22 protein-coding genes and 1 pseudogene are annotated in these 24,105 nt (G+C 75.8%); 7 read left to right on the top strand and 16 right to left on the bottom strand.

The window, feature by feature from the left end; genetic code table 11:
• The first annotated feature begins 5 nt into the window (after window positions 1-5).
• Window positions 6-584, top strand: a complete 579-nt coding sequence (locus ACI79G_RS08775) for a YdeI/OmpD-associated family protein (protein ID WP_456880750.1) — start codon at window positions 6-8, stop codon at window positions 582-584.
• Here ACI79G_RS08775 and ACI79G_RS08770 read toward each other — a convergent pair.
• From ACI79G_RS08770 to ACI79G_RS08745, 6 genes are all read right to left on the bottom strand, one after another.
• Window positions 550-2,025, bottom strand: a complete 1,476-nt coding sequence (locus ACI79G_RS08770) for an APC family permease (RefSeq protein WP_456880749.1) — start codon at window positions 2,023-2,025, stop codon at window positions 550-552. The genes ACI79G_RS08775 and ACI79G_RS08770 overlap by 35 nt on opposite strands.
• 100 nt (window positions 2,026-2,125) lie before the next feature.
• Window positions 2,126-3,133, bottom strand: a complete 1,008-nt coding sequence (locus ACI79G_RS08765) for a C40 family peptidase (protein ID WP_456880748.1) — start codon at window positions 3,131-3,133, stop codon at window positions 2,126-2,128.
• A gap of 173 nt (window positions 3,134-3,306) precedes the next feature.
• Entirely contained in the window at window positions 3,307-3,795 is a 489-nt protein-coding gene (locus ACI79G_RS08760; RefSeq protein ID WP_456880747.1) for a hypothetical protein, read from the bottom strand.
• Between the two features lie 243 nt (window positions 3,796-4,038).
• Window positions 4,039-4,341, bottom strand: coding sequence for a hypothetical protein (locus tag ACI79G_RS08755; RefSeq protein ID WP_456880746.1), 303 nt, complete (start codon window positions 4,339-4,341; stop codon window positions 4,039-4,041).
• 252 nt (window positions 4,342-4,593) lie between these two features.
• Complete coding sequence (locus ACI79G_RS08750; RefSeq protein WP_456880745.1) at window positions 4,594-5,985, bottom strand: metallopeptidase TldD-related protein; 1,392 nt, start codon at window positions 5,983-5,985, stop codon at window positions 4,594-4,596.
• Window positions 5,986-6,019: 34 nt separating this feature from the next.
• Entirely contained in the window at window positions 6,020-7,534 is a 1,515-nt protein-coding gene (locus ACI79G_RS08745; protein WP_456880744.1) for a TldD/PmbA family protein, read from the bottom strand.
• 91 nt (window positions 7,535-7,625) lie between these two features.
• On the opposite strand from ACI79G_RS08745, the gene ACI79G_RS08740 reads away from it, so the two are divergent.
• Both ACI79G_RS08740 and ACI79G_RS08735 read left to right on the top strand, forming a co-directional pair.
• Complete coding sequence (locus tag ACI79G_RS08740; protein ID WP_456880743.1) at window positions 7,626-7,952, top strand: hypothetical protein; 327 nt, start codon at window positions 7,626-7,628, stop codon at window positions 7,950-7,952.
• A 58-nt stretch (window positions 7,953-8,010) separates the two neighbouring features.
• Window positions 8,011-8,829 carry an MBL fold metallo-hydrolase gene (locus tag ACI79G_RS08735; RefSeq protein ID WP_456880742.1) on the top strand — a complete coding sequence of 273 codons (819 nt, stop codon included), beginning with the start codon at window positions 8,011-8,013 and terminating at the stop codon, window positions 8,827-8,829.
• Here ACI79G_RS08735 and ACI79G_RS08730 read toward each other — a convergent pair.
• On the bottom strand, window positions 8,813-10,117 hold the full coding sequence (locus tag ACI79G_RS08730; RefSeq protein ID WP_456880741.1) for an amidohydrolase family protein: 1,305 nt from the start codon (window positions 10,115-10,117) through the stop codon (window positions 8,813-8,815). The genes ACI79G_RS08735 and ACI79G_RS08730 overlap by 17 nt on opposite strands.
• 64 nt (window positions 10,118-10,181) lie before the next feature.
• Between ACI79G_RS08730 and ACI79G_RS08725 the strand changes: the two genes are divergently transcribed.
• The 3 genes and pseudogenes from ACI79G_RS08725 to ACI79G_RS08715 all read left to right on the top strand — a co-directional run.
• Window positions 10,182-10,856, top strand: coding sequence for a DedA family protein (locus tag ACI79G_RS08725; protein ID WP_456880740.1), 675 nt, complete (start codon window positions 10,182-10,184; stop codon window positions 10,854-10,856).
• Entirely contained in the window at window positions 10,853-11,548 is a 696-nt protein-coding gene (locus tag ACI79G_RS08720; protein ID WP_456880739.1) for an HAD-IA family hydrolase, read from the top strand. The genes ACI79G_RS08725 and ACI79G_RS08720 overlap by 4 nt, the downstream gene beginning before the upstream one ends.
• Window positions 11,545-12,048 (top strand): annotated as a pseudogene (locus tag ACI79G_RS08715) (alpha/beta hydrolase family protein); the annotation flags it as partial. The gene ACI79G_RS08720 and the pseudogene ACI79G_RS08715, both read left to right, overlap by 4 nt.
• A 29-nt stretch (window positions 12,049-12,077) precedes the next feature.
• Here ACI79G_RS08715 and ACI79G_RS08710 read toward each other — a convergent pair.
• The 4 genes from ACI79G_RS08710 to ACI79G_RS08695 form a co-directional block, all read right to left on the bottom strand.
• A complete protein-coding gene (locus ACI79G_RS08710) occupies window positions 12,078-13,157 on the bottom strand; it encodes an SRPBCC family protein (RefSeq protein ID WP_456880738.1) in 1,080 nt (359 codons plus the stop codon).
• A 97-nt stretch (window positions 13,158-13,254) separates the two neighbouring features.
• Entirely contained in the window at window positions 13,255-14,112 is an 858-nt protein-coding gene (locus ACI79G_RS08705; protein ID WP_456880737.1) for an FAD binding domain-containing protein, read from the bottom strand.
• The gene (locus ACI79G_RS08700) at window positions 14,109-16,604 is read right to left on the bottom strand and encodes a xanthine dehydrogenase family protein molybdopterin-binding subunit (RefSeq protein WP_456880736.1); all 2,496 of its coding nucleotides are present in this window, start codon (window positions 16,602-16,604) and stop codon (window positions 14,109-14,111) included. Before ACI79G_RS08700 ends, ACI79G_RS08705 begins: the two co-directional genes overlap by 4 nt.
• Entirely contained in the window at window positions 16,601-17,131 is a 531-nt protein-coding gene (locus ACI79G_RS08695) for a (2Fe-2S)-binding protein (protein WP_091221549.1), read from the bottom strand. Before ACI79G_RS08695 ends, ACI79G_RS08700 begins: the two co-directional genes overlap by 4 nt.
• A 318-nt stretch (window positions 17,132-17,449) precedes the next feature.
• On the opposite strand from ACI79G_RS08695, the gene ACI79G_RS08690 reads away from it, so the two are divergent.
• Window positions 17,450-18,451, top strand: coding sequence for an iron-siderophore ABC transporter substrate-binding protein (locus tag ACI79G_RS08690; protein ID WP_456880735.1), 1,002 nt, complete (start codon window positions 17,450-17,452; stop codon window positions 18,449-18,451).
• Window positions 18,452-18,506: 55 nt separating this feature from the next.
• Here ACI79G_RS08690 and ACI79G_RS08685 read toward each other — a convergent pair whose 3' ends face one another.
• From ACI79G_RS08685 to mftE, 5 genes are all read right to left on the bottom strand, one after another.
• On the bottom strand, window positions 18,507-19,736 hold the full coding sequence (locus tag ACI79G_RS08685) for an MFS transporter (protein ID WP_456880734.1): 1,230 nt from the start codon (window positions 19,734-19,736) through the stop codon (window positions 18,507-18,509).
• A gap of 188 nt (window positions 19,737-19,924) precedes the next feature.
• Window positions 19,925-21,247: a GAF domain-containing protein gene (locus ACI79G_RS08680; protein ID WP_456880733.1), complete on the bottom strand. Its 1,323-nt coding sequence runs from the start codon at window positions 21,245-21,247 to the stop codon at window positions 19,925-19,927.
• 5 nt (window positions 21,248-21,252) lie between these two features.
• Window positions 21,253-22,809, bottom strand: coding sequence for a mycofactocin biosynthesis glycosyltransferase MftF (gene mftF, locus ACI79G_RS08675; RefSeq protein ID WP_456880732.1), 1,557 nt, complete (start codon window positions 22,807-22,809; stop codon window positions 21,253-21,255).
• The gene (locus ACI79G_RS08670) at window positions 22,806-23,348 is read right to left on the bottom strand and encodes a cysteine hydrolase family protein (RefSeq protein WP_456880731.1); all 543 of its coding nucleotides are present in this window, start codon (window positions 23,346-23,348) and stop codon (window positions 22,806-22,808) included. Before ACI79G_RS08670 ends, mftF begins: the two co-directional genes overlap by 4 nt.
• A gap of 38 nt (window positions 23,349-23,386) precedes the next feature.
• Complete coding sequence (gene mftE, locus ACI79G_RS08665; protein ID WP_456880730.1) at window positions 23,387-24,100, bottom strand: mycofactocin biosynthesis peptidyl-dipeptidase MftE; 714 nt, start codon at window positions 24,098-24,100, stop codon at window positions 23,387-23,389.
• Window positions 24,101-24,105 lie beyond the last annotated feature (5 nt).

Here is a 24,105-nt window from a genome sequence, read left to right as displayed (position 1 = left end):
CCGCCGTGACGCTGCCGACCGACCTGCCGGTGCTGGCCTTCCCCGACCAGGCCGCGCTGGAGGAGTGGCTGGACGCCGAGCACGCGACGGCGCCCGGGCTGTACGTGCGGCTGGCCAAGAAGGGCTCCGGCGTCCCCTCGGTGACCTACACCGAGCTGGTCGAGTCGGTGCTCTGCTTCGGCTGGATCGACGGGAGGTCGCAGCGCCTCGACGAGGTCTCCTACCTGCAGCGGATCACCCCGCGCCGGCCCCGCAGCGTCTGGTCGCGGAAGAACGTGGCCACGGTCGAGGCGCTCACCGCCGCCGGCCGGATGCGCCCGGCCGGCCTGGCGCAGGTGGAGGCGGCGCGGGTCGACGGCCGGTGGGAGCGCGCCTACGCCGGCCCGGCCACGATCACCGTCCCCGACGACCTCGCCGCCGCGCTGGCCGCCGAGCCCGCCGCCCAGCGGGCCTTCGGCGCCCTCGACGGCCGCAACCGCTACGCCGTCCTGCACCGGGTGGCCACGGCCGCCACCCCGCAGACCCGTGCCCGCCGGATCGCCGCCCTCGTCACGATGCTCGCCGAGGGACGGCGTCCCCACTGACCTGCGGTCGCTCGGCCCAGAACCGCGCGTCGCGCCGTCGCCACAGCAGCATGAGGACGACGCCCGCGGCCATGATCGCCACGCCGATGACCAGCGGCGGCCCGAGCCCCAGCCAGGCCTCGCCGGCGTAGCTGTTCGCCGGGTCGGCGAGGTCGCGCACCGAGAGCACGAGCAGCCACACCAGCATCCCCGCACCCGCCAGCGGCCCGACGCCGAGCAGCAGCAGGTCGCGCAGGCTGCGGGTCAGGCGCCGGCGGAAGTACACGGCGCAGGCGATGCCGGTCATCGCGTAGTACAGCGCGATGAGCAGCGAGAGCGCGGTGATCGAGTCGAACAGCGCGTTCTCCGACAGCGCGCTGACGCCGAGGTACCAGACCACCGCGATGCCGGCGACCCACCAGGTGGAGACGTCCGGCGTCCGGTGGCGCGGCGAGATCGACCCGAACCGGGCCGGCAGCGCGGCGCGCCGGGCCATCGACAGCCCGGTGCGGGACGCCGGGATGATCGTCGTCTGCGTGGAGGCGATCGCCGAGGTGGCGACGGCGAGCAGCACCACCCAGTCCCAGCCGCCGAGCACCCGCTCGGAGAGCAGGGCGAAGACCGCCTCCTCCTCGTCGGCGTTCTCCGCCAGCCAGCTCGTCCCGGCGAAGCAGACGACGGCGACCGCGACGCCGAGGTAGGTCAGCAGCAGGACGACGGTCGAGAGCACCCCGGCGCGGCCGGCGGCGCCCCCGCGCGTCTCCTCGGTCAGGTTGACCGCCGACTCCCAGCCCCAGTACGCGAAGACGCCGAGCAGCAGCCCGCCGGTGAGCGCCGCGCCGCCCGCCCCGACCGGGTCCAGCCAGGACCACTCCGGCGTCAGCGCGCCGAACGGGCTGTCCCCGCGCAGCCCGCGCACCAGCGCCACGACGGCGAACACCGCCAGCGCTGCGGTCTGCGCGACGATCAGCCCGTCCTGCACCCGCGCGGACAGCTCCGTGCCCAGCACGCACAGCGCCGCCATGACGAGGACGAGCAGCACGGTCAGCCCGAGGACGACCGGCGTCGAGGGCTCCCAGCCGTCCGGTCCGACCGCGAGCAGGGTGAACCGGACGCCGACCTCCGCCAGTGACCCCACGACCAGGACACCGGTCATCGTGATCGCCCAGCCGCCGATCCAGCCGGCCCACGGGCCCATCGCCCGGGTGACCCAGGAGAACGTCGTCCCGCAGTCGGGGTCGGCCCGGTCCAGCGCGGCGAACGCGGCCGCGATGAGCAGCATCGGCACGAACGAGGCGAGCAGGACCCCGGGGGCGTGTACGCCGACCAGGGCCACGATCGGCCCGATCACCGCGGCGAGCGAGTAGGCGGGGGAGGTCGCGGCCAGGCCGACGACGAGGGCGTCGCCGAACCCGATCGCATCGGGGCGCAGGGTGGGCGGGGACTCCGCGGGCGCGGTCACGGCGCGCGACGCTACGGCCCCCGCCCGAGCCGGGCGCCGGCCCCCTGCAGGAGGAGGACCCCGTCCGCCGCACCCCTCGCACGCTCGGGGCGAGCCGTCCTCAGAGGATGCGGCGCGCCCCGACGTAGTCGCCGATGTCCACGCTGGTCACGGCCACCGGCTGGTTGAAGGTGCGGGCGTGGACCATCTTCCCGTTCCCGACGTAGATGCCGACGTGGTAGACGGGCGAGCCGAAGAACACCAGGTCACCGGGCTGCAGCTCACCGCGGGAGACCGCCGTGCCCATCCGCGACTGGGCGCGGCTGGAGTGCGGCAGGGAGACACCGGCGGCGGCGTAGGCGTAGCTGGTCAGACCCGAGCAGTCGAAGCCGTCGGGGCCGGTGCCGCCCCAGACGTAGGGGTCTCCGACCTGCGCGAGCGCGGCCTCGAGGACGGTGCCGACGTCCCCGCTGGGCGCGGCGGCCACGACCGCGCCGACGTCGGCGGTCAGCGCCGGGCCGGCGATCGCGGTGCGGACGGCGGCCTGCGCGGCGGCCGAGAGGCTCGCGTAGTCGCTCTCGTACTGCCGCTGACGCGCCTGCACCTCGGCCCGCTGGCGCTGGAGCTCGTCGAGCGACGCGGTGGCCTGTGCGGTGGCGGCGTCGGCATCGGCCCGGGCCTGCTCGGCGGTGCGCTGCGCGATCGACACCTCGGCCAGCAGGCCCTCGGTGTGCGCAGCGATGAGGTCCAGCGTCGTCATCTGCTGGACGACGTCCGCTGCGGAGTCCGACGTCAGGAACGCGGCCATCCGGGACTGCGTCGTGCCGGCGCTCTGCGCGATGGCCGCCAGCTGCGGGCCGTAGCCGGCGAGCACGGCCTCGGCCTGGGACGCCCGCGCGGCGGCGTCGGCCGCGGCCTGCTGCTGCGCGGCCACCGTCAGCTCGGCCTCGTGGACCTGCTCGTCGAGGGTGGCCAGCTGCTTGCTGGTCTCGGCGACCAGCCGCTGCGCCTCCTCCGCGGACGCCGGGGCGGCGCTCGCGGTCGCCGGGGTCAGCAGCACGGCGACGGTGGCGGTGGCGGCCAGGGCGGCGCGCGACCAGCGCCGGCTCGTCGTCCGGGTGCGGCCCATGTCCGGCCTCCTCTCGCCGCGCCCCGCCCGGGGGAGTGAGCGGTGTTCCATGCGCGTGAGCACGCACGGTAAGGACACGACGCCGATGAGTAGGGGGCGGCGCGCGGGCTGCCGAGGGGGTACGCACCTCAGTCGTCACAGCGGTACCGGGGGTCCCGTGCGACGCGGGGCGGCTACCGGCGACGGGGCGGAGCGGAGCCCGACGGGGTGCGGTCGGGCGCGAGGGGGACCAGCCGGTCGGCCACCGCGCCGGTCACGAAGGAGTAGACGGCCTTGCCGCCGATGTCGACGACCTGGTCGCGGCGCGACCACGTCCACGGCGGTGCGCCGACGCCGGTGGCGTTCTCCAGGGTCTGGTCGGTGGCCAGCCGGACCGAGGTGTGCCAGGCCGAGGCGCGCCAGCCGCGCAGCCCGCTGGCCGACCACACGCCGCGCAGGGCGCCGACGAGCGCGCCGGTGCCCCAGTGCATGAGGTGGTTGCGCACGAGCGGGCGCGCGGACCCCGGCAGGCGGCGGCGGGTGGTCAGCGCGGTCAGGGTGCGCCCGGGCACGTAGGAGTCCGGGCGGTGGGTCACCGACTGCTCGACCTGCTCGGCCAGCGTCATGGCCGCGGTGCCGGCCAGGCCGGCGAGGGCACCTCGGAGGGCAGCGCGTCCCAGCATGGGACGGCCCTACCCGGGGAGGCGTGCGGAGGAACCGCGACCCGGCCCCGCAGGTGCGGAGCCGGGTCGGGTGACGTGCTGGAACGGCCACCTCTCAGGGTCCCGCCGACCCGTCCAGCGGCTCAGGGCGACCCCCGTCCAGCGGGCCGCCCTGAGCCCGCGGAGGGTAGGGAGGACGGGGTCCTCCCACGGTGAGGAGGACGGGGTCCTCCACCGGGGCGTGGGGGGAGAGGTGGTCCTCCCTCAGCCGGCGAGCGGCTCGGGGGCGTCCAGGTCGGCGACCATCTCCAGGTCGCGGACGATCGCGGTGAGCTCGACGGCGGTCCACGGCTCGCAGCAGTCGCAGCCGCCCTCGCGGTAGCTCACCAGGCCGAGCAGGCCCCGGATCTGGTCCTCGGCGATCGCCAGGCCGCCGGCGGAGGGGTGGCGGTGGCAGGCGCAGGCCGTGGCACACAGGCCCAGGCCCCAGCCGGAGACCACGACGGCGTGCCCGTCGTCCCACACCCTGCCGACCTGGAAGACCGACGGCTTCTGAGTCCTGGTCACGGGACCCTCCCCTCACCGGTCCGGCTGTGCCGGAGCCCGTCCGTTGGCGAGCGGAGAGCCTCGTTCCGCTCGGTGCACGTTTCGGCGTGCGCGCGGGGGTGGTGAAGTCGAGCGTTCCCCGACCCCGCGAGACAGACGGTAGGCGGTCGAACGCAGAACGTCACGGAGCCATGCGCGAGGGGTGTGACGGACCGGTCGCCCCGCCCCCCGCGTCCCACGAGCACCACCCGTACGGGCGGCCGGGGTCCGCTCTCAGCTGGCGGGCGACACCGAGCTCATGTTGAAGTCCGGCACCCGCACGGCGGGCATCGCGGCGCGGGTGAACCAGTCGTTCCACTCGCGGGGCAGGGTCCGTTCGGTGCGCCCGGCCTGGGTGATCCGGCCGAGCAGGTCGACGGGCGACTCGTTGAACCGGAAGTTGTTCACCGCGCCGGTCACCTCCCCGCCCTCGACCAGGAACACGCCGTCGCGGGTGAGCCCGGTGAGCAGCAGCGTCTGCGGGTCGACTTCGCGGATGTACCAGAGCGTGGACAGCAGCAGCCCGCGCTCGGTGCCGGCGACCATCTCGTCGAGGGACGCCGTGGCACCCGGCTGCTCGAGGACCAGGTTGTCGACGGCGGCCGTGGCCGGCGCGGTGGTCTTCAGCGCCCAGGCCCGCGGCCGGATCAGGTTGGCCAGCACGCCGCCGGAGATCCACTCGACCGCCGGCGTCGCCATGCCGTTGTCGAACACCGATGCCATGCCCGACGAGCCGCTGACCACCTGGAACGGGCAGGCCTCCAGGCCGGGCTCGAACGGGTCGCTGCGCAGCGTCAGCGGCAGGGCGGCCAGCCGCTCGCCGACGCGGTTGCCGCCGCCGGGCCTGGCGTAGACGTTGCGGCCCTCGTCGGCGTCGCGGGCCTCCATCGTCCAGTAGGCGTAGATCATCAGGTCGCTGACCGCCGAGGGCGGCAGCAGCGTCTCGTAGCGCCCTGCGGGCAGCTCGACCCGCCGCTGCGACCAGCCGAGCTTGCGCTGCACGTCGGCGACCAGGTCGGCCACCGAGACGTCGGTGAAGTCCCGGGTGCCGACGCCGGCCCACACCGAGCGGCTCATGTCGCCGCTCTTGCCGTTGAGCTCCACCCGGCCGCTGGGCTGGTCGTGCCGCAGCCGCAGCCCGGTCGACGTCCCCAGGTAGGTGGTGGCCATGGCGTGCTCGGCGTAGCCGAAGAGCAGCTCGTCGCGGTCGCGGGCGCCGCCGAAGGCCTCCCCCAGCGCGGGCGCGAAGTCGCGGAAGACGCCGATCGAGGTCTCCGCGGGGTCGGCGTCCCAGTCGCCGGCGCCGGGCGGCGCCTCGCTGACCAGCGGAACGGCGTCCTCGGCCGGGCCGGCGTCGCGGGCGGCCTGCTCGCTCGCGGCCACCAGCTCCTCGACGTCCGGGCTGCCGGTGCGCGCCACCGTGCCGGCCGCCATCCCGGCCCCGCCGTCGACGAACGAGACGACGACGACCTGCCGGGAGCGCATCGAGCCGTTCGTGGTGAGGCTGTTCTTGGCCCAGCGCAGGTTCGCCTCGGAGCTCTCCACGACGAAGGCGACCTGCCCGTCGGCGGTGGAGGCGGCCAGCGCCTTCTCGACGACGTCCTGCGGACGCGACCACGAACTCATCGTCCCGCTCCTCGCTCGCTGGCGCTCGCACCGCTCATCGCCCGGCCTCCTGCACGGTGTTCAGGACGTTCACGTTCTCGAACAGCGCCACGGGGCAGCCGTGGCTGACCGGGGCGACCTGCCCGGGCTGGGCCTTGCCGCAGTTGAAGGCGCCGCCGAGCAGGTACGTCTCCGGGCCGCCGACGACGCGCATCGAGCCCCAGAAGTCCGTCGTCGTCGCCTGGTAGGCCACGTCGCGCAGCTGCCCGGCGAGCTGCCCGCCCTCGATCCGGTAGAAGCGCTGGCCGGTGAACTGGAAGTTGTAGCGCTGCATGTCGATCGACCAGCTCTTGTCGCCGACGACGTAGATGCCTCGCTCGACGCCGGCGATGACGTCGGCGGTCGAGGGGCCGTCGGGGGCCGGCTGCAGCGAGACGTTGGCCATGCGCTGCACCGGCGTGTGCTGCGGCGAGTCGGCGAAGGCGCAGCCGTTGGAGCGCGTCATGCCGCCCATCCGCGCGGTGTTCCGGTCGACCTGGTAGCCGACCAGCACGCCGTCCCTGATGATGTCCCACCGCTGTCCGGCGACGCCCTCGTCGTCCCAGCCGATCGTGGCGAGCCCGTGCGGGGCCGTGCGGTCGCCGGAGACGTTCATGATCTCGGAGCCGTAGCGGAGCGTGCCCAGCTGGTCGACGGTGGCGAACGAGGTGCCGGCGTAGGCGGCCTCGTAGCCCAGCGCCCGGTCCAGCTCGGTGGCGTGGCCGATGGACTCGTGGATGGTCAGCCACAGGTTCGACGGGTCCACGACGAGGTCGTAGCGCCCCGCCTGCACCGACGGCGCCTTGGTCTTCTCGCGCAGCAGCTCGGGGATCTCGGCGATCTCGCCGCGCCAGTCCCAGCCGGTGCCGGTCAGGTACTCCCAGCCGCGGCCGGCCGGCGGCGCGACGGTGCGCATGCTCTCGAACGCGCCGGTGGAGCGGTCGACGGTGAGCGCGGTGAGGTCGGGGTGGATGCGCACCCGCTGCTGGCGCGTGCGCGTGCCGGCGGTGTCGGCGTAGTACTTCTGCTCCTTCACCGCCTGGCAGACCGCCTGCACGTGCTCGACGCCGTCGGCGGCCAGCAGCTGCTCGGACAGCTCGGTGAGCAGCCCGGTCTTCTCCGCGTCGGGCACCTCGAAGGGGTCGACGTCGTAGTCGGACACCCAGACCGCGTCGGGGTACGCCGGCTCGGGAGCGAGCTCGACGCGGTCGCTGTTGACCGCCGCCGACACCTGCGCGACGGCGACCGCCTCCTCGGCGAGCCGCACGGCCTCCGCCGCGGTGAGGACGACGCCCGCGGCGAACCCCCAGGTGCCCTCGTACACGACGCGCACGGCCAGGCCGAGGTCCTCGCCGTCGGCCAGCGACTCCAGCCGGGCGTCGCGCAGGCTGATCGACTGGGTGCGGATCCGCTCCACCCGCAGGTCGGCGTGCTCGCAGCCGAGGTCGAGGGCCCGGGTGAGCGCGGCGTCGGTCAGCGCGGAGAGCGGGAGGGCGAGGAAGGACGCGTCCACGTCGCGGGAGGCAGCCACCGCCCCTGTCTACCAGCGCGGGCGGCACGGCCCACGCCGGGCCCGAGGGGTCCCCCGCCCGGCCGGGCACCGGCGCCACTAGCCTCGCCGGGTGCCCCGACGCCGGATCTGGGCCGTCCCGGCGGCGGCCCTCGCCCTCTCCGCCTGCACGGGCGGCGGGCTGGACCGGCCGTCCACCGAGGCGTGCGACGCCGTGGCCGCCTGGATCGACGCGGGCAGCCCGGCCGACCGGCGGGCCGAGGTCACCGAGCGGGTCGGCGACCTGCTCGGGCAGTCGGGCTCGACACCGCTGACCGACCCCTACGAGCGGTTCCGGGACACCCGGGAGGAGGACCTCGACTACGCCGCGGTCGTCGAGGCGGGCGCCAACTTCCTGCGGGCCTGCGGAGACCACGGCTGGGAGCGCCCCGAGGGCTGACCCCGGTCACCGATCCCGGACGGCGTGGCCGCGAGGCGACCGGGGTAGACGCCAGCACATGGCCGCGCCCTCCCCGCCGTCCCCTGCCGACGACGTCACGCTCACCTTCGGCGGGAACGCCACCACGCTGCTGCGGCTCGGGCCCTTCACGCTGCTGACCGACCCGAACTTCCTGCACCGCGGGCAGCGCGCCTACCTCGGCAAGGGGCTGTGGACCAAGCGGCTCACCGAGCCCGCGCTGCAGCCCACCCAGCTGCCGACGCTGGACTCGATCCTGCTGTCGCACCTGCACGCCGACCACTGGGACCGCATCGCCACCCGCACCCTCGACCGCGGCACCCCGGTGGTCACGACCCACGCCGCCGCCCGCGCGCTGGGCCGGCGCGGTTTCCGGGAGACCGTCGACCTCAGCCCCTGGCAGCGGCACGAGCTGAGCCGCGACGGCGCCACGCTGCGGATCACCTCGGTCCCCGGCGTCCACGGCCCCCAGCCCGTCGCCAGGCTGCTGCCGCCGGTGATGGGCAGCGTGCTGGAGCTGGTGCGCGACGGCGAGGTGTCCTGGCGGGGCTACATCAGCGGCGACACCGTCTTCCGTCCCGAGCTCGGCGAGGTGCTCGAACGCTGCGGGCCGCTGGACGTCGTCATCCCGCACCTGGGCGGCACCAAGGCGCTCGGCTTCACCGTGACCATGGACGGCCGGCAGGGCGCCGACCTGGTCGAGCTGCTCAAGCCGCCGGTCACCGTGCCGGTGCACTACGACGACTACGACCGGTTCGCCTCGCCGCTGGGCGACTTCGTCCGCGAGGTGGCCGCCCGGCGCGCACCCGGCGAGATCCGCGCGGTGACCCGCGGCGAGACGATCAGCTTGCGCGCCTAGCCAGCCGTACAGCCCGCTCGGCGACGTCGGCGCGCAGCGCCTCGCCGTCCACCGTCGTGCAGACGCCGTCGCGCACGACCTGCCGCCCGCCGACCCAGGTGTCGCGCACCAGCCCCGAGGTGCCCGACCAGACCAGGTGGGTGAGCAGGTCCACCGGGTCGAGCACCGGCTCGAAGGCCAGGTCGCGGGTGTCGACGTGCACCAGGTCCGCCCAGCGGCCGACGGCGACCTGGCCGAGGTCCGGGCGGCCGATCGCGTCGGCGGCCCCGCCGGTGGCCAGCCAGAACGCCTCGGCGGCGGTCAGCGCGGTGGCCGAGCCCTCACGGAGCCGGGCCAGGCCCGCGGCCAGCCGGACGTCGGCCAGCAGGTCCAGCCCGTCGTTGGACGCCGGCCCGTCGGTGCCCAGCCCCACCCGGACGCCGCGGTCCAGCATCGCCCGCACCGGCGCGATCCCGCTGGCCAGCTTGGCGTTGCTCGCGGGGCAGTGCGCCACCGCCACGTCGTACTCCCGCCACAGCTCGAGGTCGCCGTCGTCGACGTGCACGCTGTGCGCGGCCAGCACCCGGCCGCCCAGGACGTCGTGCGCGGCCAGCAGGGCGGGCACCGACAGCCCGTGGGTGGCCAGCAGGTCCGCGCCCTCGCCGGCGGTCTCGGCGACGTGCAGGTGCAGCAGCAGGCCGTGCTGCCGGGCGGCGGCCGCGGCGTCGCGCAGCACCGGCAGCGGCAGCGTGTAGGCCGCGTGCGGGCCGATGCCGTACTCGACGGCGCCGTCGCCGGGCAGGGAGGTCGCCAGCGTCACCGCGTCGGCCAGCTGCTGGGCCAGCGGCGGCATCCCGGGCAGCGGCAGCAGCGGGGTGGCGACCACCGCGCGGGCGCCGGTGCGGCCGACGGCGGCGGCGATCCGCTCGGGCGAGAAGTACATCTCGACGCTGGTGGTGACCCCGCCGCGCAGCATCTCCGCCGATGCCGCGGTCATCGCCACCTCGACGTCCTCGGGGGTCAGCCGCGCCTCCCGCGGCCAGATCACCTCGCGCAGCCAGCGCGCCAGCGGCAGCCCCTCGGCCTGCCCGCGGAACAGCACCATCGGCGCGTGCGAGTGGGCGTTCACCAGCCCCGGCAGCAGCACCCCGGGGAGGGCGACGACCTCGGCGTCCCCGGCGTCCGGCGCGTCGACAGCCGGGCCGACCCAGGTGAGCGTGCCGTCCTCGACGTCGACCGCGGCGTCGGGCACGACGGTGCCGGCGCGGTCCCCGACGACGACGGCCCGGGCGGTGAAGCGCTGCCGCATGGGTGGCGAACCTACCCCCGCGGCTGCCGGGTGCCGCCCGGAGCGCGCCGTTACCGTGGGGCGCATGTCCTTCCTCGCCGCCGCGGCCTCCTCCGACCAGGGCGGCATCACCGGCTTCCTGCTCGACATGGTGGAGCGGCTGGGCGCGGTGGGCGTCGGCTTCGCCATCCTGCTGGAGACGGTCGTCCCGCCCATCCCCAGCGAGGCGGTGCTGGGCCTGGCCGGGGTGCTCATCAACGACGGCCGGCTGGACATCGTCCCGGTGGTCCTGTGCGCGACCCTCGGGTCGATCCTGGGCGCGGTCTTCTTCTACTACGTCGGCCGGGCGCTGGGCCCCCGCCGCTCGCACGCCTTCCTCGACCGGCTGCCGCTGGTGGAGACCGAGGACGTCGACAAGACCTTCGCCTGGTTCGAGCGGCACGGGCGCTCGGCGGTGTTCTTCGGCCGGATGGTGCCGATCGTGCGCAGCTTCATCTCCGTGCCCGCGGGGGTCGTGCGCATGCCCCTCGCCCAGTTCGTCCTGTACTCCGCCGCGGGCAGCCTGATCTGGAACAGCGTGCTCATCGGCCTGGGCGTCGCGGCCGGCGACTTCGTGCAGCAGAACCTGCAGTACCTCGACTACGCCGTCGTGGCCGCGTTCGCGCTGGGCATCGGCTACCTGGTCCACAAGCGCTGGCGGGACGTGCGCCGGCACCGGCAGGCCCGTCGCGCCGGCACCGACGAGAGCCGGCCGGCGTGAGCGCGCTGCGCCCCGGCTCCGTGCCCCCCACCCGCCCCGCCGTCGTCGCCTTCGACGTCAACGAGACGCTGCTCGACCTCGGCCCGGTGCGCGCCGCACTGGTCGAGCTCGGGCAGCCGGCCGACCTGCTCCCCGCGGTCTTCTCCCGCACCCTGCTCACCGGCTTCGCCGCCGCCACGGCCGGCACCTGGTGCCGGTTCCGCGAGGCGTTCGACGCGGCCCTCGCCCAGGCCACCGACCTGGGGGACGCCGACCGGTCCCGGGTGGCCGACGCCTTCCTCGAGCTGGCCCCGCACCCCGACGTCGAGCCCGCGCTGCGCCGGCTGGTCGAGGCCGGCGTCCGGGTGGTGACGCTGACCCACGGCTCCCCCGGCGTCGCCGAGGCGGGGCTGGAGCGCGGCGGCGTGAGCCCGCTGGTGGAGCGCTCGCTGTCCAGCGAGGTGATCCGGGTGTGGAAGCCGGCCCGCGAGGTCTACCTCTGGGCGGCCGGGGTCTGCGACGTCGAGCCGGCGCGGCTGGCGCTGGTCGCGTCGCACGGCTGGGACGTCCACGGCGCGCTGCGGGCGGGCCTGACCGCGGCCTGGTTCCCGCGCACCGAGCGCGTCTACCCGGCCGTCTACGACCCCGCCGCGCTGGTGGCCGGCGACCTCGCCGGCGCGGTCGACGCGCTGCTCGCGCTGCCCCCGGCGTGACCCGGGAGGTCCAGACCCCGCTCGGCCCGGCGCGGGTCACCGCCACCGAACCCGCGGGCGCCGTCGTCGGCACGCTGGTGCTCGGTCACGGCGCGGGCGGGGGCCTCGGGTCGGCCGACCTGACCGCGGTCACCGCCGACGCCGCCGCGGCCGGCTGGCGGGTGCTGGGTGTCGAGCAGCCCTGGCGGGTGGCGGGCAAGCGCGTCGCGCCCGCGCCGCCCCGGCTGGACGAGGGCTGGACGGCGGCGCTCGGCACGCTGCGGGACGACGACCGGCTGAGCGGACCGCTGGTGGTCGGCGGTCGCAGCGCCGGCGCCCGGGTGGCCTGCCGGACGGCGGCGGCGCTCGGGGCCGACGGCGTGCTGTGCCTGGCGTTCCCCCTGCACCCGCCGGGCCGGCCCGAGCGCAGCCGCGCCGACGAGCTGACCGCCGTGGGGGTGCCGCTGGGCGTCGTGCAGGGTGAGCGGGACGCGTTCGGCCGCCCGGAGGAGCTCGCCGCGGTGCTGACCGGACGGCCCGGCGCCTCGCTCTACGCCGTGCCCGGCGACCACGCGCTGACCCGCAGCCCGGACGTGGTCGCCCTGGCCGCCGTCGACTGGCTGGCCGGGGGGGGGGGGGGGGGGGGGGGGGGGGGGCGGGGGGCGCGGGTGGGGGGTGGGGGGGGGGGGCCGCGCCCCCGCCGCCCCGGCGCCGGGCCGGGGCGCCCCCCCCCCACGACCAGCGTGATGACCAGCACCAGCACCGCGGCACCGGCCAGCGGCGCCGCGTAGCGGGTCAGCGCGGCCCCGCCGGCGACCTCGAGCAGGTCGATCGGCTCGGGCTCGGCGTGCTCGGGACTCGTGGTCCGCGCGGCCGGGGCCGCCGGGGTCGTCGTCCCGGCCGGCGGCGGGCTCGGGATGACGGCGGCCGGCGCGGTGTCGCCCGCGGCCGGGGCGGTGTCGGTCGCGGCCGGGGCGGTGTCGCCGCCCGACGCCCGGTCCGCGGCCGCTGTCGCGGTCTCGCGCGCCGCCGCCGCGGTCGTGCGGGTCCTCTCCGCCACGGCGTTGTCCCCGGGCACCTGCTCCACCGAGGCGGCGACCTCCCCGGCGGCACCTGCCGCCGTGGCCGCGACCTTCTGCGTCGGCGTCTCCTCCGCGGGTGCGGCCGCCGCCGTCGCCCCCGCGTCGCCGGCACCCAGCTGGGCGGCGAGCTTGTCGGCGAACTGGCCGAGCAGCTTGTTGCCGACGTCGGTCATGACACCGCGGCCGAACTGGGCCGGACGGCCGGTGATGTTCAGGTCGGTCAGGACGTCGACCCGCGTGGTGTCGCCCTCGGCCTTGAGCTGGGCGGTGATGAGCGCGGCCGCGGTGCCGTTGCCGCGCTGGTCCTTGCCGCGGCCGTCGATGACCGCCTTGTGCGCCGCCTCGTCCTTCTCGACGAACGAGGCCTTGCCCTGGTAGGTCAGGTTGATCGGGCCGAGCTTGACCTTGACCCGGCCGGTGAAGTCGTCACCGGTGACCGAGTCCAGGGCGGCGCCCGGCATGCACGGCGCGATCCGCTCGATGTCCAGCAGCACCCGCCAGGCTTCGTCGATCGGCACGGGGACGGTGAACGAGTTCTCCAACTGCACGGTGCTACCTCCTGGGGTACGGAGCTCGGCCGGTCCGCCCCCGGACGAGGGCGGGCCGGCCGAGTCGGTCGAGCGGGTTCCGAGGGGTGGATCGACGCTACAGCCCCGCGGCGGCGGTCACCGCGCGACGAGTCAGCACCTGCGCCAGGTGCTCCCGGTAGTCCGCCTGGGCGTTGAGGTCGCTGCTCGGGGAGGTCCCCTCGGCGGCCGACCGGGCCGCCGCGGCGATCGCCTCGGGCGTGGCCTCGGCACCGGCCAGTGCGGCCTCCGCCGCGGTCGCCCGCAGCGGCGTGGTGCCCATGTTGGTCAGGCCGATGCGCGCCTCGGCGATGTGCCCGTCCTCCCGCCGGACGACCGCGGCCACGGCCACGATCGACCACGCCTGCGCCACGCGGTTGAACTTCTCGTAGCGCATGCCCCACTCACCGGCCAGCTTGGGGATGCGGACCTCGACGAGCAGCTCCCCCTCCTCCACCGCGGTGGTCAGGTAGTCGACGAAGAAGTCCGCCGCCGGAACGGTCCGCCGTCCCTGCAGGCCGGCGATGACGAACTCCGCGTCCAGGGCGAGGGCCACCGCCGGCAGGTCGCCCGCGGGGTCGGCGTGGACCAGGGCCCCGCCGAAGGTGCCGCGGGCCCGGACCTGCCGGTCGGCCACCGTCTCGGTCGCCTCGGCGATGAGCGGGGCGTACTGCTGCACCAGCGGGTCGGCCATGACGTCGTGGTGCGTCGTCATGGCCCCGATGACGATGGCGTCGCCGTCGTCCCGGACGCCGCGCAGCTCGGCGACGCGGCCCAGGTCGACCACCGTCTCCGGCGCGGCCAGCCGCAGCCGCATGACCGGGATCAGCGACTGGCCGCCGGCCAGGATCTTCACGTCGTCCCCGCCCTCGGCGATGGCCTGCAGGGCCTCGTCGATGCTGGTGGGGCGGGCGTACTCGAACGCAGCGGGGATCACCGGTCACCTCCGAGGGCGGACTGGGGGGTGGAGACGCCGGCGGTGGTCTCGGTCTGCGCCCCACCCCAGGCGTTGGTACCGGCGGTGGCACGGTCGCCGCCGTCCCCGCCCTCGTGGATGGCCCGCCAGACCCGCTCGGGCGTCAGCGGCATCCGGATGTCGCTGACCCCGAGGTGGCGGACGGCGTCCAGCGCGGCGTTCACCACGGCCGGGGTGCTCGCGATGGTGCCGGCCTCGCCGACACCCTTCGCGCCGATCGGGTTGCCCGGGGCCTCGTGCACCGTGTTGCCGGTGTCGAAGTGCGGCAGGTCGGCCGCCGAGGGCACCAGGTAGTCGACGAAGGTGCCGGTGGTGAGGTTGCCGTCGGCGTCGTACACGGCCTCCTCGAACAGCGCCTGCGCGATGCCCTGCGCCAGCCCGCCGTGGATCTGCCCCTCGACGATGAGCGGGTTGACGATCGTGCCGACGTCGTCCACGCAGGCGTACTTGCGGATCTTCACCATGCCGGTCTCGGTGTCGACCTCCATGGCGCAGAGGTGCGTGCCGTGCGGGAAGGAGAAGTTCTCCGGGTCGAAGGTCGCGTCCGCGTCGATGGAGGGCTCCACGCCCTCGGGGAAGTTGTGCGCCGCGAACGTCGCCAGCGCGATCTCCTGGATGGAGACCTCCGCGCCCGGGGTGCCGCGGACGGAGAACTTCCCGCCGGAGAAGTCGAGGTCGTCCTCGCTCGCCTCGAGCAGGTGCGCGGCGACCCTGCGGGCCTTCGCCACCACCTTCTCCGCCGCGTTGACCACCGCGGCCCCGCCGACCACGAGCGACCGGGACCCGTAGGTGTCCAGACCGCGCGGGGAGATCGAGGTGTCGCCGTGCAGCACCTCGATGTCCTCGAACGGCACGCCGAGCCGGTCGGCGACCAGCTGGCTCCACGCCGTCTCGTGACCCTGGCCGTGCGGGGTCGCCCCGCTGACCACCTCGACCTTGCCGGTCGGGAGCATCCGGATGGAGGCGTGCTCCCAGCCGCCGGCGCCGTAGGACAGCGAGCCGAGCACCCGGGAGGGCGCCAGGCCGCACATCTCGGTGAAGGTGGAGACGCCGATGCCGAGCTGCACCGGGTCGTTCGACTCCCGCCGGCGGCGCTGCTCCGCGCGCAGCTCGTCGTAGCCGAGCAGTTCCAGCGCCTTCTGGGTCGCGGTCTCGTAGTCCCCGCTGTCGTAGGTCATCCCGGCCACCGAGGTGAACGGGAACTCCTCGGCCCGGATCCAGTTCCTGCGGCGCAGCTCCAGCGGGTCCATGCCGAGCTCGACGGCGAGCTCGTCCATGATCCGCTCGATGGCGAAGGTCGCCTCGGGGCGCCCGGCGCCGCGGTAGGCGTCGGTGGGCGTCTTGTTGGTGAAGATGCCGTCGCACTCGAAGCGGTAGGCCGGGAACTTGTAGATGCCGTTGAACATGAAGGCACCCAGCACCGGGACGCCCGGGCTGACCAGGCGCAGGTAGGCGCCCATGTCGGCGAGGATCCGGCAGCGAAGGCCCTTGACGTTGCCCTCGCGGTCGGCGGCGATGTCGATGTACTGGATCTGGTCACGGCCGTGGTGGGCCGTCATCAGCGACTCGCTGCGGGTCTCGGTCCACTTGACCGGCTTCCCGAGCCGGCGGGCCACGAGCAGGCTGATGACCTCCTCGGGGGTGACCTGCAGCTTGCCGCCGAAGCCGCCGCCGACGTCGGGGGCGACCACGCGCAGCTTGTGCTCGGGCACCCCGGTGACCATCGCCAGCATGATGCGCAGGATGTGCGGCACCTGGGTCGAGGACCACATCGTGTAGTTGTCGCCCTGCGGCTGGACGACGACCGAGCGGGGCTCCATGAACGCCGGGATCAGCCGCTGCTGCACGAACCGGCGGCTGACCACGACCTCGGCGTCGCGGAACGCCTCGTCGGTGTGCTGGCCGGTGCCGGCGTCCCCGGACTCGAACACGAAGTGGAAGCTGCGGTTGGACTCGAGGTGGTCGTGGGTCAGCTGGGCGCCCTCGGCGACCGCCTCCTCCATGTCCAGCACCGCGGGCAGCAGGTCGTAGTCGACGTCCACCAGCTCGACGGCGTCCTGCGCGGCGGCCTTGCTGCGCGCCACGATGACCGCGACGGCCTCGCCGACGTGGTTGACCTCGTCCACGGCGATCGACGGGTGGCCGGGGTTGACCATGTCGGGGGTGACCGGCCAGGCGCACGGGATCGAGCCCTGCTCGTCGGCCACGTCCCGCCCGGTGAGGACGGCGATGACGCCCGGGGCCTCCTGGGCGGCGCTGACGTCGATCGAGCCGATCTTCGCGTGCGCCACGGGGCTGCGGACGACGGCCAGGTGCAGCATGCCGGGCAGCACCGTGTTGTCGGTCCAGGTGGTCCGGCCGGTGATCAGCCGGGCGTCCTCCTTGCGGCGGCGAGCCTTGCCGACCTCGCGCTCCGGCGCCTCGGCGGTGGCCCGGTCCTCGACGGCGGTCATGCCTGGCCCACCACGTGCGGAGCGGCCGCGGTGTCGACCTCGGCCGGGGAGACGGAGCCGGCGCCGCGCATCTCGCCGGCGGCCTGCTGCACCGCGCGGACGATGTTCTGGTAGCCGGTGCAGCGGCAGAGGTTGCCCTCGATGCCCTCGCGGACCTCGGTGTCGCTCGGGTCCGGGTTCTCCTTGAGCAGGTCGACCGAGGCCATGATCATCCCGGGCGTGCAGTACCCGCACTGCAGGCCGTGCATCTCGTGGAACGCCTTCTGCACCGGGTGCAGGCCGCCGTTCGGCGCGAGTCCCTCGATGGTGGTCACCTCGCCGCCGTCGGCCTGGACGGCCAGCACGGTGCAGGACTTCACGGCTGCGCCGTCCAGGTGGACGGTGCACGCGCCGCAGTTGCTGGTGTCGCACCCGATGACGGTGCCGACCTTCCCCAGCTGCTCCCTCAGGTAGTGCACCAGCAGCGTCCGGGGTTCGACGTCGTCGGTGTACGTCACCCCGTCCACCCGCACGTTGATCTGGGTCACCGTTCCTCCGCTCCTCTGCAGGGGTCACGCGTGGTGCCGGGCAACAGCCCCACCTGCGGCGAGTGTGTCGAGGAGCACGTGACTTAGGCCACGCTTACCTGAGGTCGCCGCACGCGGAGAAGTCCGCGTCAGCGGACAAGGGGGCCATGTTCGTCCGCGTATGCGTCTCCTTCGACCGCTCGGATCCGCGTCTGCGGGAGCCGGCCAACGTTGCAGGCGCGTTGCAGCGACTCCACCGGGCACCGGTGCGCGGACCCGACCTGAGCCGCTCCGGGACGGCGTAGTTAGGTGAGCCTCACCTACTCGAAGGGGAAGCTCATGTCCGTTCGCCCGTTCCTGCGCGGCGCCACCCTGGTCGCCACCACCGTCCTCGTCGCCAGCTGCGGCTCCGGCGACGCAGGGTCCTCCGGGGGGACCGCCGCGTCCAGCAGCCCCTCGGGCTCCGGCGGCGCCCACCCCGTCACCGTCGAGACGGCCTTCGGCGACGTCGAGATCCCGGAGGAGCCCCAGCGGGTCGTGGCCCTCGGCTGGTCGGACGCCGAGACCGCGCTGGCGCTGGGCGTCCAGCCGGTGGGCGCCAGCGACTGGCTGGCCTTCGGCGGCGAGGGCGTCGGCCCGTGGGCCGAGGGGCGCTACGACGAGGCCCCGGAGATCATCGGGACGCTCGAGCCGAGCCTCGAGGCGGTCGCCGCGCTGCAGCCCGACCTCATCCTGGACACCCGCTCCCCCGCCACCCAGGAGCGCTACGACGCGCTCAGCTCCATTGCACCGACCGTCGGCCAGCCCGAGGGCGTCGGCCCGTACCAGACCACCTGGCAGCAGCAGCTGGACCTGGTCGGCCGGGCGCTGGGCTGCGAGCAGCAGGCCGACGAGCTGCAGGCCGAGGTCGAGCAGCAGTTCACCGAGGCCGCGGCGGCCCACCCGGAGTTCGACGGCACCGAGGTCGCCGTCGGCGCCTACACCTCCGAGGGCTTCGGCGCCTACGTCCGCGGCGACACCCGTGTCGACTTCATGGAGGCGCTGGGCTTCACGAACACGGCGGCCGTCCAGGACCTGGCCGGGGAGGACTTCTTCGTCCCGATCAGCGAGGAGCAGGTCCCCCTCCTCGACGCGCCCCTCACCGTGGTCTTCCCGATCTTCGTCGACGCGTCGCAGATCACCGGCAACCCGCTGTGGCAGTCGCTGCCCTCGGTGCAGCAGGGCAACGCCCTGGTGCTGGAGGACCCGACACTGGTCAACGCCTTCTCCAGCGGCTCGGCGCTGGGCACCCGGTACGCCCTGGAGAACGCCGTCCCGCTGTTCGCCGACACCCTCCGCTAGTCCTTCCTGCAGGGTCCCGCCGCGAGCTCGCGAGCGGCGGGGGCAGGGAGGCCCCTCACCCGGCCGGTGCGGGCGCCGTCCGCACCGGCCCGGTGCGCTGCTCACGACGGCGCAGCAGCGCGGAGGCGGTCAGCGCGACGAGCCCGACCGCGGCCAGCGCGGCGCCGACGGCGGCCGGCGCGGTCCAGCCCAGGCCGGCCGCGATGACCACGCCACCCAGCCAGGCGCCGAGGGCGTTGGCGGCGTTGAGCGCCGAGTGGTTGAGCGCGGCCCCCAGCATCTGCGCCTCGCCGGCGACGTCCATCAGCCGCAGCTGCAGGGTCACCACCAGGACCGAGGCGGTCGCCGAGAGCAGGAAGAGGGTGACCAGCAGCCCCGGCGCCCAGCCGGCGACGAGCGCCACCAGCGCCAGCAGCAGGCCCATGGTCCCCATCGCCCCGACCAGCGAGCGGAACAGCGCGAGGTCGGCGAGCCGGCCGCCGAGCGCCGTCCCCAGGACGCCGCCGACGCCGAAGACCAGCAGCACCCACGGCACCGCCCCGCGCGGCAGGCCGGCCTCCTCCGTGCTGAGCGGCGAGACGTAGCTGTAGACGGCGAACATGCCGCCGAAGCCGACCGTGCCGACCAGCAGGGTCAGCAGCACCTGCGGACGCCGCAGCGCGGTGAGCTCGGTGGCGATCGTGACCTCGCTCCGACCGGGCGAGGACGGCACGAACGCCAGCACCGCCAGCACGGTGGCCACGGCGAGGGCGACGACCGCCCAGTAGGCCGCGCGCCAGCCCAGCGTCTGCCCGAGCCAGGTCGCCGCCGGGACGCCGGCCAGGTTGGCCACCGCCAGGCCGAGCATGACCGAGCTGACCGCCCGGCCGCGCAGCTCGGCCCGCACCAGCGAGGCGGCCACGAGCGAGGCCACCCCGAAGTACGCGCCGTGCGGCAGCCCGCTGACGAAGCGGGCGAGCAGCAGCGAGGAGGGGCCGACGGCCAGCGCGCTGCCGAGGTTGCCGAGGAGGAACGCGACGACGAGGCCGACCAGCAGTCCCCGCCGCGGCAGGCGGGCGCCGAGCGCGGCGAGGACCGGGGCGCCCACGACCACGCCGAGCGCGTAGGCGGAGATGACGTGGCCGGCGGTGGGGATGTCGACCCCGACGCCCTCGGCGATCTCCGGCAGCACGCCCATCGTCACGAACTCGGTCGTGCCGATGGCGAAGCCGCCCAGCGCGAGGGCGACGACCGCGGCGACGACCCGCCGGGTGCTGAGCTGGGGGACGTCGGGCGGCGCGGTCACGTGGGACAGGCAAGGCGGCTCCCCCCGGCCGCATTCCCGCCTCAGTGACGTGCTGGGAGGGGCCCGTCCAGAGGCTCGTCCGCGAGGTGTGCACCGATGGCGGTCTCCGGGGCTTCGGAGGCCACCATCGGTGCACAGGGCGTCGGGTCACCGCTCACCTCGAGCCCGCGAGCGGTGCGGACGGGGCCTCAGTGCAGGCGCAGCGGGGCGCGCGGGGCCCGGCGCAGCCGGTGCAGGTGCGCGGCGACGGCCGGCCGGCTCGGGGCGCCGGGCGGCAGGGTCTCCAGGCAGGCCTGCCACACCGCGGCGTCGTGCTGGGCCTCGGGCAGCCGCGTGTAGCGCAGCAATGGCTCGGGACGGCGGGCGGCGAGTACGGCCTGCCGCAGCGCCGCGGACAGCCGGTCGCGGGCGGCGACCACACCGGGCGCCGACGAGCGGGGCAGCACGGCGCCCGGGTACCGCTCGAGCGCCGGACCGACGGCGCCGCGCGCGAGCAGCCGGCGCACCTGGTCCAGGTCGGTCTCCAGCGGGCCGGTCAGCCGGTAGGGGCGGGAGCCGAGCAGGTGGGCGCCGACCAGCCGGCGCAGCCGGGACAGCTCGGCCCGGACGGTCACCGCCGCCGCGTCGCCGGCGTGGCACTCCGCGGCCAGCTGCTCGGCCGTGCGCCCACCGCCGCCGGCCGCCGCCTCGGCGAGCAGGAGGAGCAGCTCGGAGTGGCGCAGCGAGAGCTCCGCGGGGCCGGACGGCAGCTGCAGCCGGGCGCGCTCGCGGCCGAGCACCTCCAGCCGCGGGACGGGGCGGGTGGCCGGGCGGGGCGCCGGGGCCGCCGGCCGGGCGGCGTCCTCGCGGTGCAGCCAGCGCAGTTCGGCCTCGACGGCGGCGACCGTGGCCCGCACGAGGGTGAGCACCTGCGGGCTGGCCACGTGGTCGCCGCCGGTGACGTCGATGGCGCCCAGCAGCACACCGGTGACCGGGTGGTGCACCGGCGCGGCCGAGCAGCTCCACGGCTGCACCGGGCGGCGGTAGTGCTCGCTGCCGTAGATCTGGACGGCGTGGTCGAGGGCCAGCGCGGTGCCGGGGGCGTTGGTGCCGGCGACGTCCTCGGACCACCGGGCGCCCTCGACGAAGTGCATCGCCTCGGCGCGTGCCCGCAGCTGCCGGTCGCCCTCGACCCACAGCATCCGGCCGTCGGCGTCGGTGACCGCGACGATCATCCGGTCGGCCTCGGCGTCCTCGACCAGCAGCCTGCGGATCACCGGCAGCACCGGCGCCAGCGGGTGGGCGGCGCGGTAGGCCAGCAGCTCGTCGTCGAGCAGGTCGACCGGCGGGGCGGCGCCGTCGGGGTCGACACCGCCCGCGAGACTGCGCCGCCAGGAGTCCCAGACGACGGCGCGCACCAGGTCCGGCGCGGCAGGGCCGGAGCGGGTGACGAGCGCCTCGTGGGCGGCGCGCAGCCGCCGGGTGTGCGCGGGGTCGGGCCGGCCGTCGGGCAGCGCGACCCACGGGTTCATCGTCGTCACGGTGTCGTCCGCGGGCTCGGGTCCATCGTCCGCCCATCGTGACCGCTCCCACGCGATTCCACCAGGGAACCGGTGGCGCGCAACCGGTTCGGAGGAGGTATCGGTGCAGGCCGGGCGGGCAGCAGCGCCCGTGGGTCCCCGGCCCGCAGCGCGCCGGCCCACAGACCGGCGCCGTAGGCGAGGTCCTCGAGGCGCCGGCCGGCGGCGAAGCGCAGCGGACCGACCCGGCGGCGGTGCGGCCACCAGGCGAGGACGGCGTCGGCGACGGCGGCCGCAGCGGCCAGCCGGCGGGCCCGGCCGGAGACCGCGGCCGCGACCAGGGCCAGCGGCCAGTGGTGGCGGGTGACGCTGCGCGCCAGCGTCCTGCCCGCCGCGGCGCTGCCCCGCACGACGAGCACCGCCGCCAGCCCGACCGGTGCGCGCTGCCCGGGCCGGGCCAGCCGGGGCGCCAGGCGGGCGGTGGTGACGGCGAGCACCGCGGCGCAGGCCAGCGCGCCGGAGCGGCGTCCGGTCAGCGCCAGCGCCCAGGCCGCCGCCGACCACGGCGAGAGCACGACGGGGGCGACGGCGGCCCCGTGCCGCGCGGCCAGCAGCGCGGCGCCGGTGCCGTAGAAGGCGCGGCGGCGCAGCCACTCCCCGGTCGCCGCCCGGTGCTCGTGGGCGACGGCGGCCGACGGCTCGTAGCGCACCCGCCAGCCGGCCGCGACCAGCCGCCACACCAGGTCGACGTCCTCGGCGACCCGCATCGACTCGTCGAAGCCGTCGCCGAGGGCGTCCCGGCGGGCCACCATCGCGGCGCTGGGCAGGTAGGACACCGCCGTCCCCGGGGCGACCGGCGCCGGGTCGGGCCCCATGTCCAGCGCGCTGACCGTGGCCTCGTACGGCGCCACCCAGCCGCCGCCGCCCGACGGGAGCGCGGTGATCCGGGGGGCCACCAGCGCCAGCCGCGGGTCGGCGGGAAGCCGCACCAGCGGCCCCGACCAGCCCGCCAGTGGCACGCAGTCGGAGTCGAGGAACGCCACGAGCGGGGTGCTCGCCGCGCGCAGCCCGGCGTTGCGGGCAGCGGCCGGGCCGCGGGCGGTGTCGTGCCGCAGCACCCGGGCGCCGTGCCGGCCGGCGACGGCGGTCACCGCGGCCGGGTCGGCGGAGCCGTCGTCCACCACGAGCACCGGGACGGCGGCGGTGTCGGGGTCGGCGCGCAGCGCGGTGAGCAGCCGCGCCAGCTCGGCCGGGCGGTCCTTGACCGGGACGACGACGGTGAACTCCCCCGCCGGGTCGCCGTCCGACTCGGGGTGGGCGAGACCGGCGTCGAGCAGCCGGGCGGCCAGGGCGGCGGTGGTCGCGTCCCGGACGACGAGCCGGTCGGTGCGCAGCAGGTCGCGGGCGCGGGGCTGCAGGCGCAGCAGCCGCAGCGGGGAGCCGCCGAGCAGCGTCGTCCCCCCGTCGCGGCGGCGGACGCGGGGGTCGAGGCGGACGGCGGTGCCGTCGGGGAGCCGGTCGGGCGGGGGTGCGGCGACGAGCACGCGCCCACCCACCCGGAGCCCCGTGCTCATGCCCCGGCCAGGACCTCGGCGGTCGTGGTGACCTCGACCAGCGGGGCGTAGCAGCCGAGGATCCGCATGGTGTCGTCGTGCGCCTCGTCGTCCGCGCCGGCGCAGGCGTCGGAGACCACCCGGACCAGCACACCGGCGTCCGCCGCGGGCAGCACGGTGGAGAGCACGCAGCAGTCGGTGGCCACCCCGGCGACGACGACCGGGCCGTCGCCGACCAGCTCGGCGACGGCGGGGACCCACTTGCCGAAGGTCGGCGCGTCGACGACGGGGCGGTCGCCCGGGTCCTCGGAGAGCTGGAACAGCGGGATGGCGTGCGCCTGCGTGAAGTAGTCGTACTTGGCGTAGTAGTCGGCCCACGCGCCGGTCGGCTCGTCCGGGACGACGAAGCGGGTGAAGACGACGCGGTCGCCGAAGGCCTCGACCAGGGAGCGGATGCGCGGCCGGATCTCGTCGAAGCGCGGCGTCGTCCACGGGGAGGTCGGATCGCGGAAGACCTCCTGGTAGTCGACGACGACCAGCCAGCCGGACGGGGACCCCATGCGTCGGACGATAGCCCCGGGCGGTCGGTGCGCTTCCGTCAGCCGCGCAGCCGGCCGGCGGGGTCGACGTCCCACGCCCGGACGGCGGCGGCCAGTCGCCCGGCCATCCTGGCGAGCAGCTCCGCGCCCTCCTCCGCCGACGCCCCGGCCGGGTCGCCGAGCACCCCGGTCGGGCTGACCGCGCGCACCCCCTCGGCGCGCAGCCGGGGCAGCAGCTCGTCGATCGGTGCCGTCTCCCCCGCCACCGCCCGGTCCTCGCGGACCCCCTCTGGTTCCACGTGCAACACCAGCGACGTCTCGGTGCGCCCGGCGTGCGCGTCGGCGCCGGCGACACCGCACGGGAACCAGGCGACCTCGCGGCCCTCGGCCCGCAGCTGCGCGCCGGCCGTGCGCAGCGCGTCGAGGTTGCCGCCGTGGCCGTTGACCAGCACCAGCCGCCCGACCCAGCGGCACGCCGACCGGCCGTACTCGACGAGCAGCCCGGTCAGCGCCTCGGTGCCGATGGAGACGGTGCCGGGGAAGTCCTCGTGCTCGCCGCTGGCGCCGTAGGCCAGTGCGGGGGCGAGCAGGGCGCCGTCCAGGTCGTCGACGGCGGCCTCGGCGACCGCGCAGGCGACCGTGGTGTCGGTGGCCAGCGGCAGGTGGTGGCCGTGCTGCTCGACGGCGCCGAGCGGCACCAGCAGCAGCGGGCGCTCGGGCAGGTCGGGCCAGGTGGCGTCGGCGAGCCTCGTTCTCGGGACGGCGTCGGTCACCGGTG

Source organism: Geodermatophilus sp. SYSU D00779, from assembly GCF_054050595.1.
This window is presented reverse-complemented; position numbering and strand designations above follow the sequence as displayed.

Excerpts from the sequence above, each read along its gene's own strand:
- ACI79G_RS08765 (WP_456880748.1), bottom strand. The coding sequence starts at position 3,133 with ATGGGCCGCACCCGGACGACGAGCCGGCGCTGGTCGCGCGCCGCCCTG.
- ACI79G_RS08760 (WP_456880747.1), bottom strand. The coding sequence starts at position 3,795 with ATGCTGGGACGCGCTGCCCTCCGAGGTGCCCTCGCCGGCCTGGCCGGC.
- ACI79G_RS08750 (WP_456880745.1), bottom strand. The coding sequence starts at position 5,985 with ATGAGTTCGTGGTCGCGTCCGCAGGACGTCGTCGAGAAGGCGCTGGCC.
- ACI79G_RS08735 (WP_456880742.1), top strand. The coding sequence starts at position 8,011 with ATGGCCGCGCCCTCCCCGCCGTCCCCTGCCGACGACGTCACGCTCACC.
- ACI79G_RS08730 (WP_456880741.1), bottom strand. The coding sequence starts at position 10,117 with ATGCGGCAGCGCTTCACCGCCCGGGCCGTCGTCGTCGGGGACCGCGCC.
- ACI79G_RS08725 (WP_456880740.1), top strand. The coding sequence starts at position 10,182 with ATGTCCTTCCTCGCCGCCGCGGCCTCCTCCGACCAGGGCGGCATCACC.
- ACI79G_RS08700 (WP_456880736.1), bottom strand. The coding sequence starts at position 16,604 with ATGACCGCCGTCGAGGACCGGGCCACCGCCGAGGCGCCGGAGCGCGAG.
- ACI79G_RS08690 (WP_456880735.1), top strand. The coding sequence starts at position 17,450 with ATGTCCGTTCGCCCGTTCCTGCGCGGCGCCACCCTGGTCGCCACCACC.
- ACI79G_RS08680 (WP_456880733.1), bottom strand. The coding sequence starts at position 21,247 with ATGAACCCGTGGGTCGCGCTGCCCGACGGCCGGCCCGACCCCGCGCAC.
- mftF (WP_456880732.1), bottom strand. The coding sequence starts at position 22,809 with ATGAGCACGGGGCTCCGGGTGGGTGGGCGCGTGCTCGTCGCCGCACCC.
- ACI79G_RS08670 (WP_456880731.1), bottom strand. The coding sequence starts at position 23,348 with ATGGGGTCCCCGTCCGGCTGGCTGGTCGTCGTCGACTACCAGGAGGTC.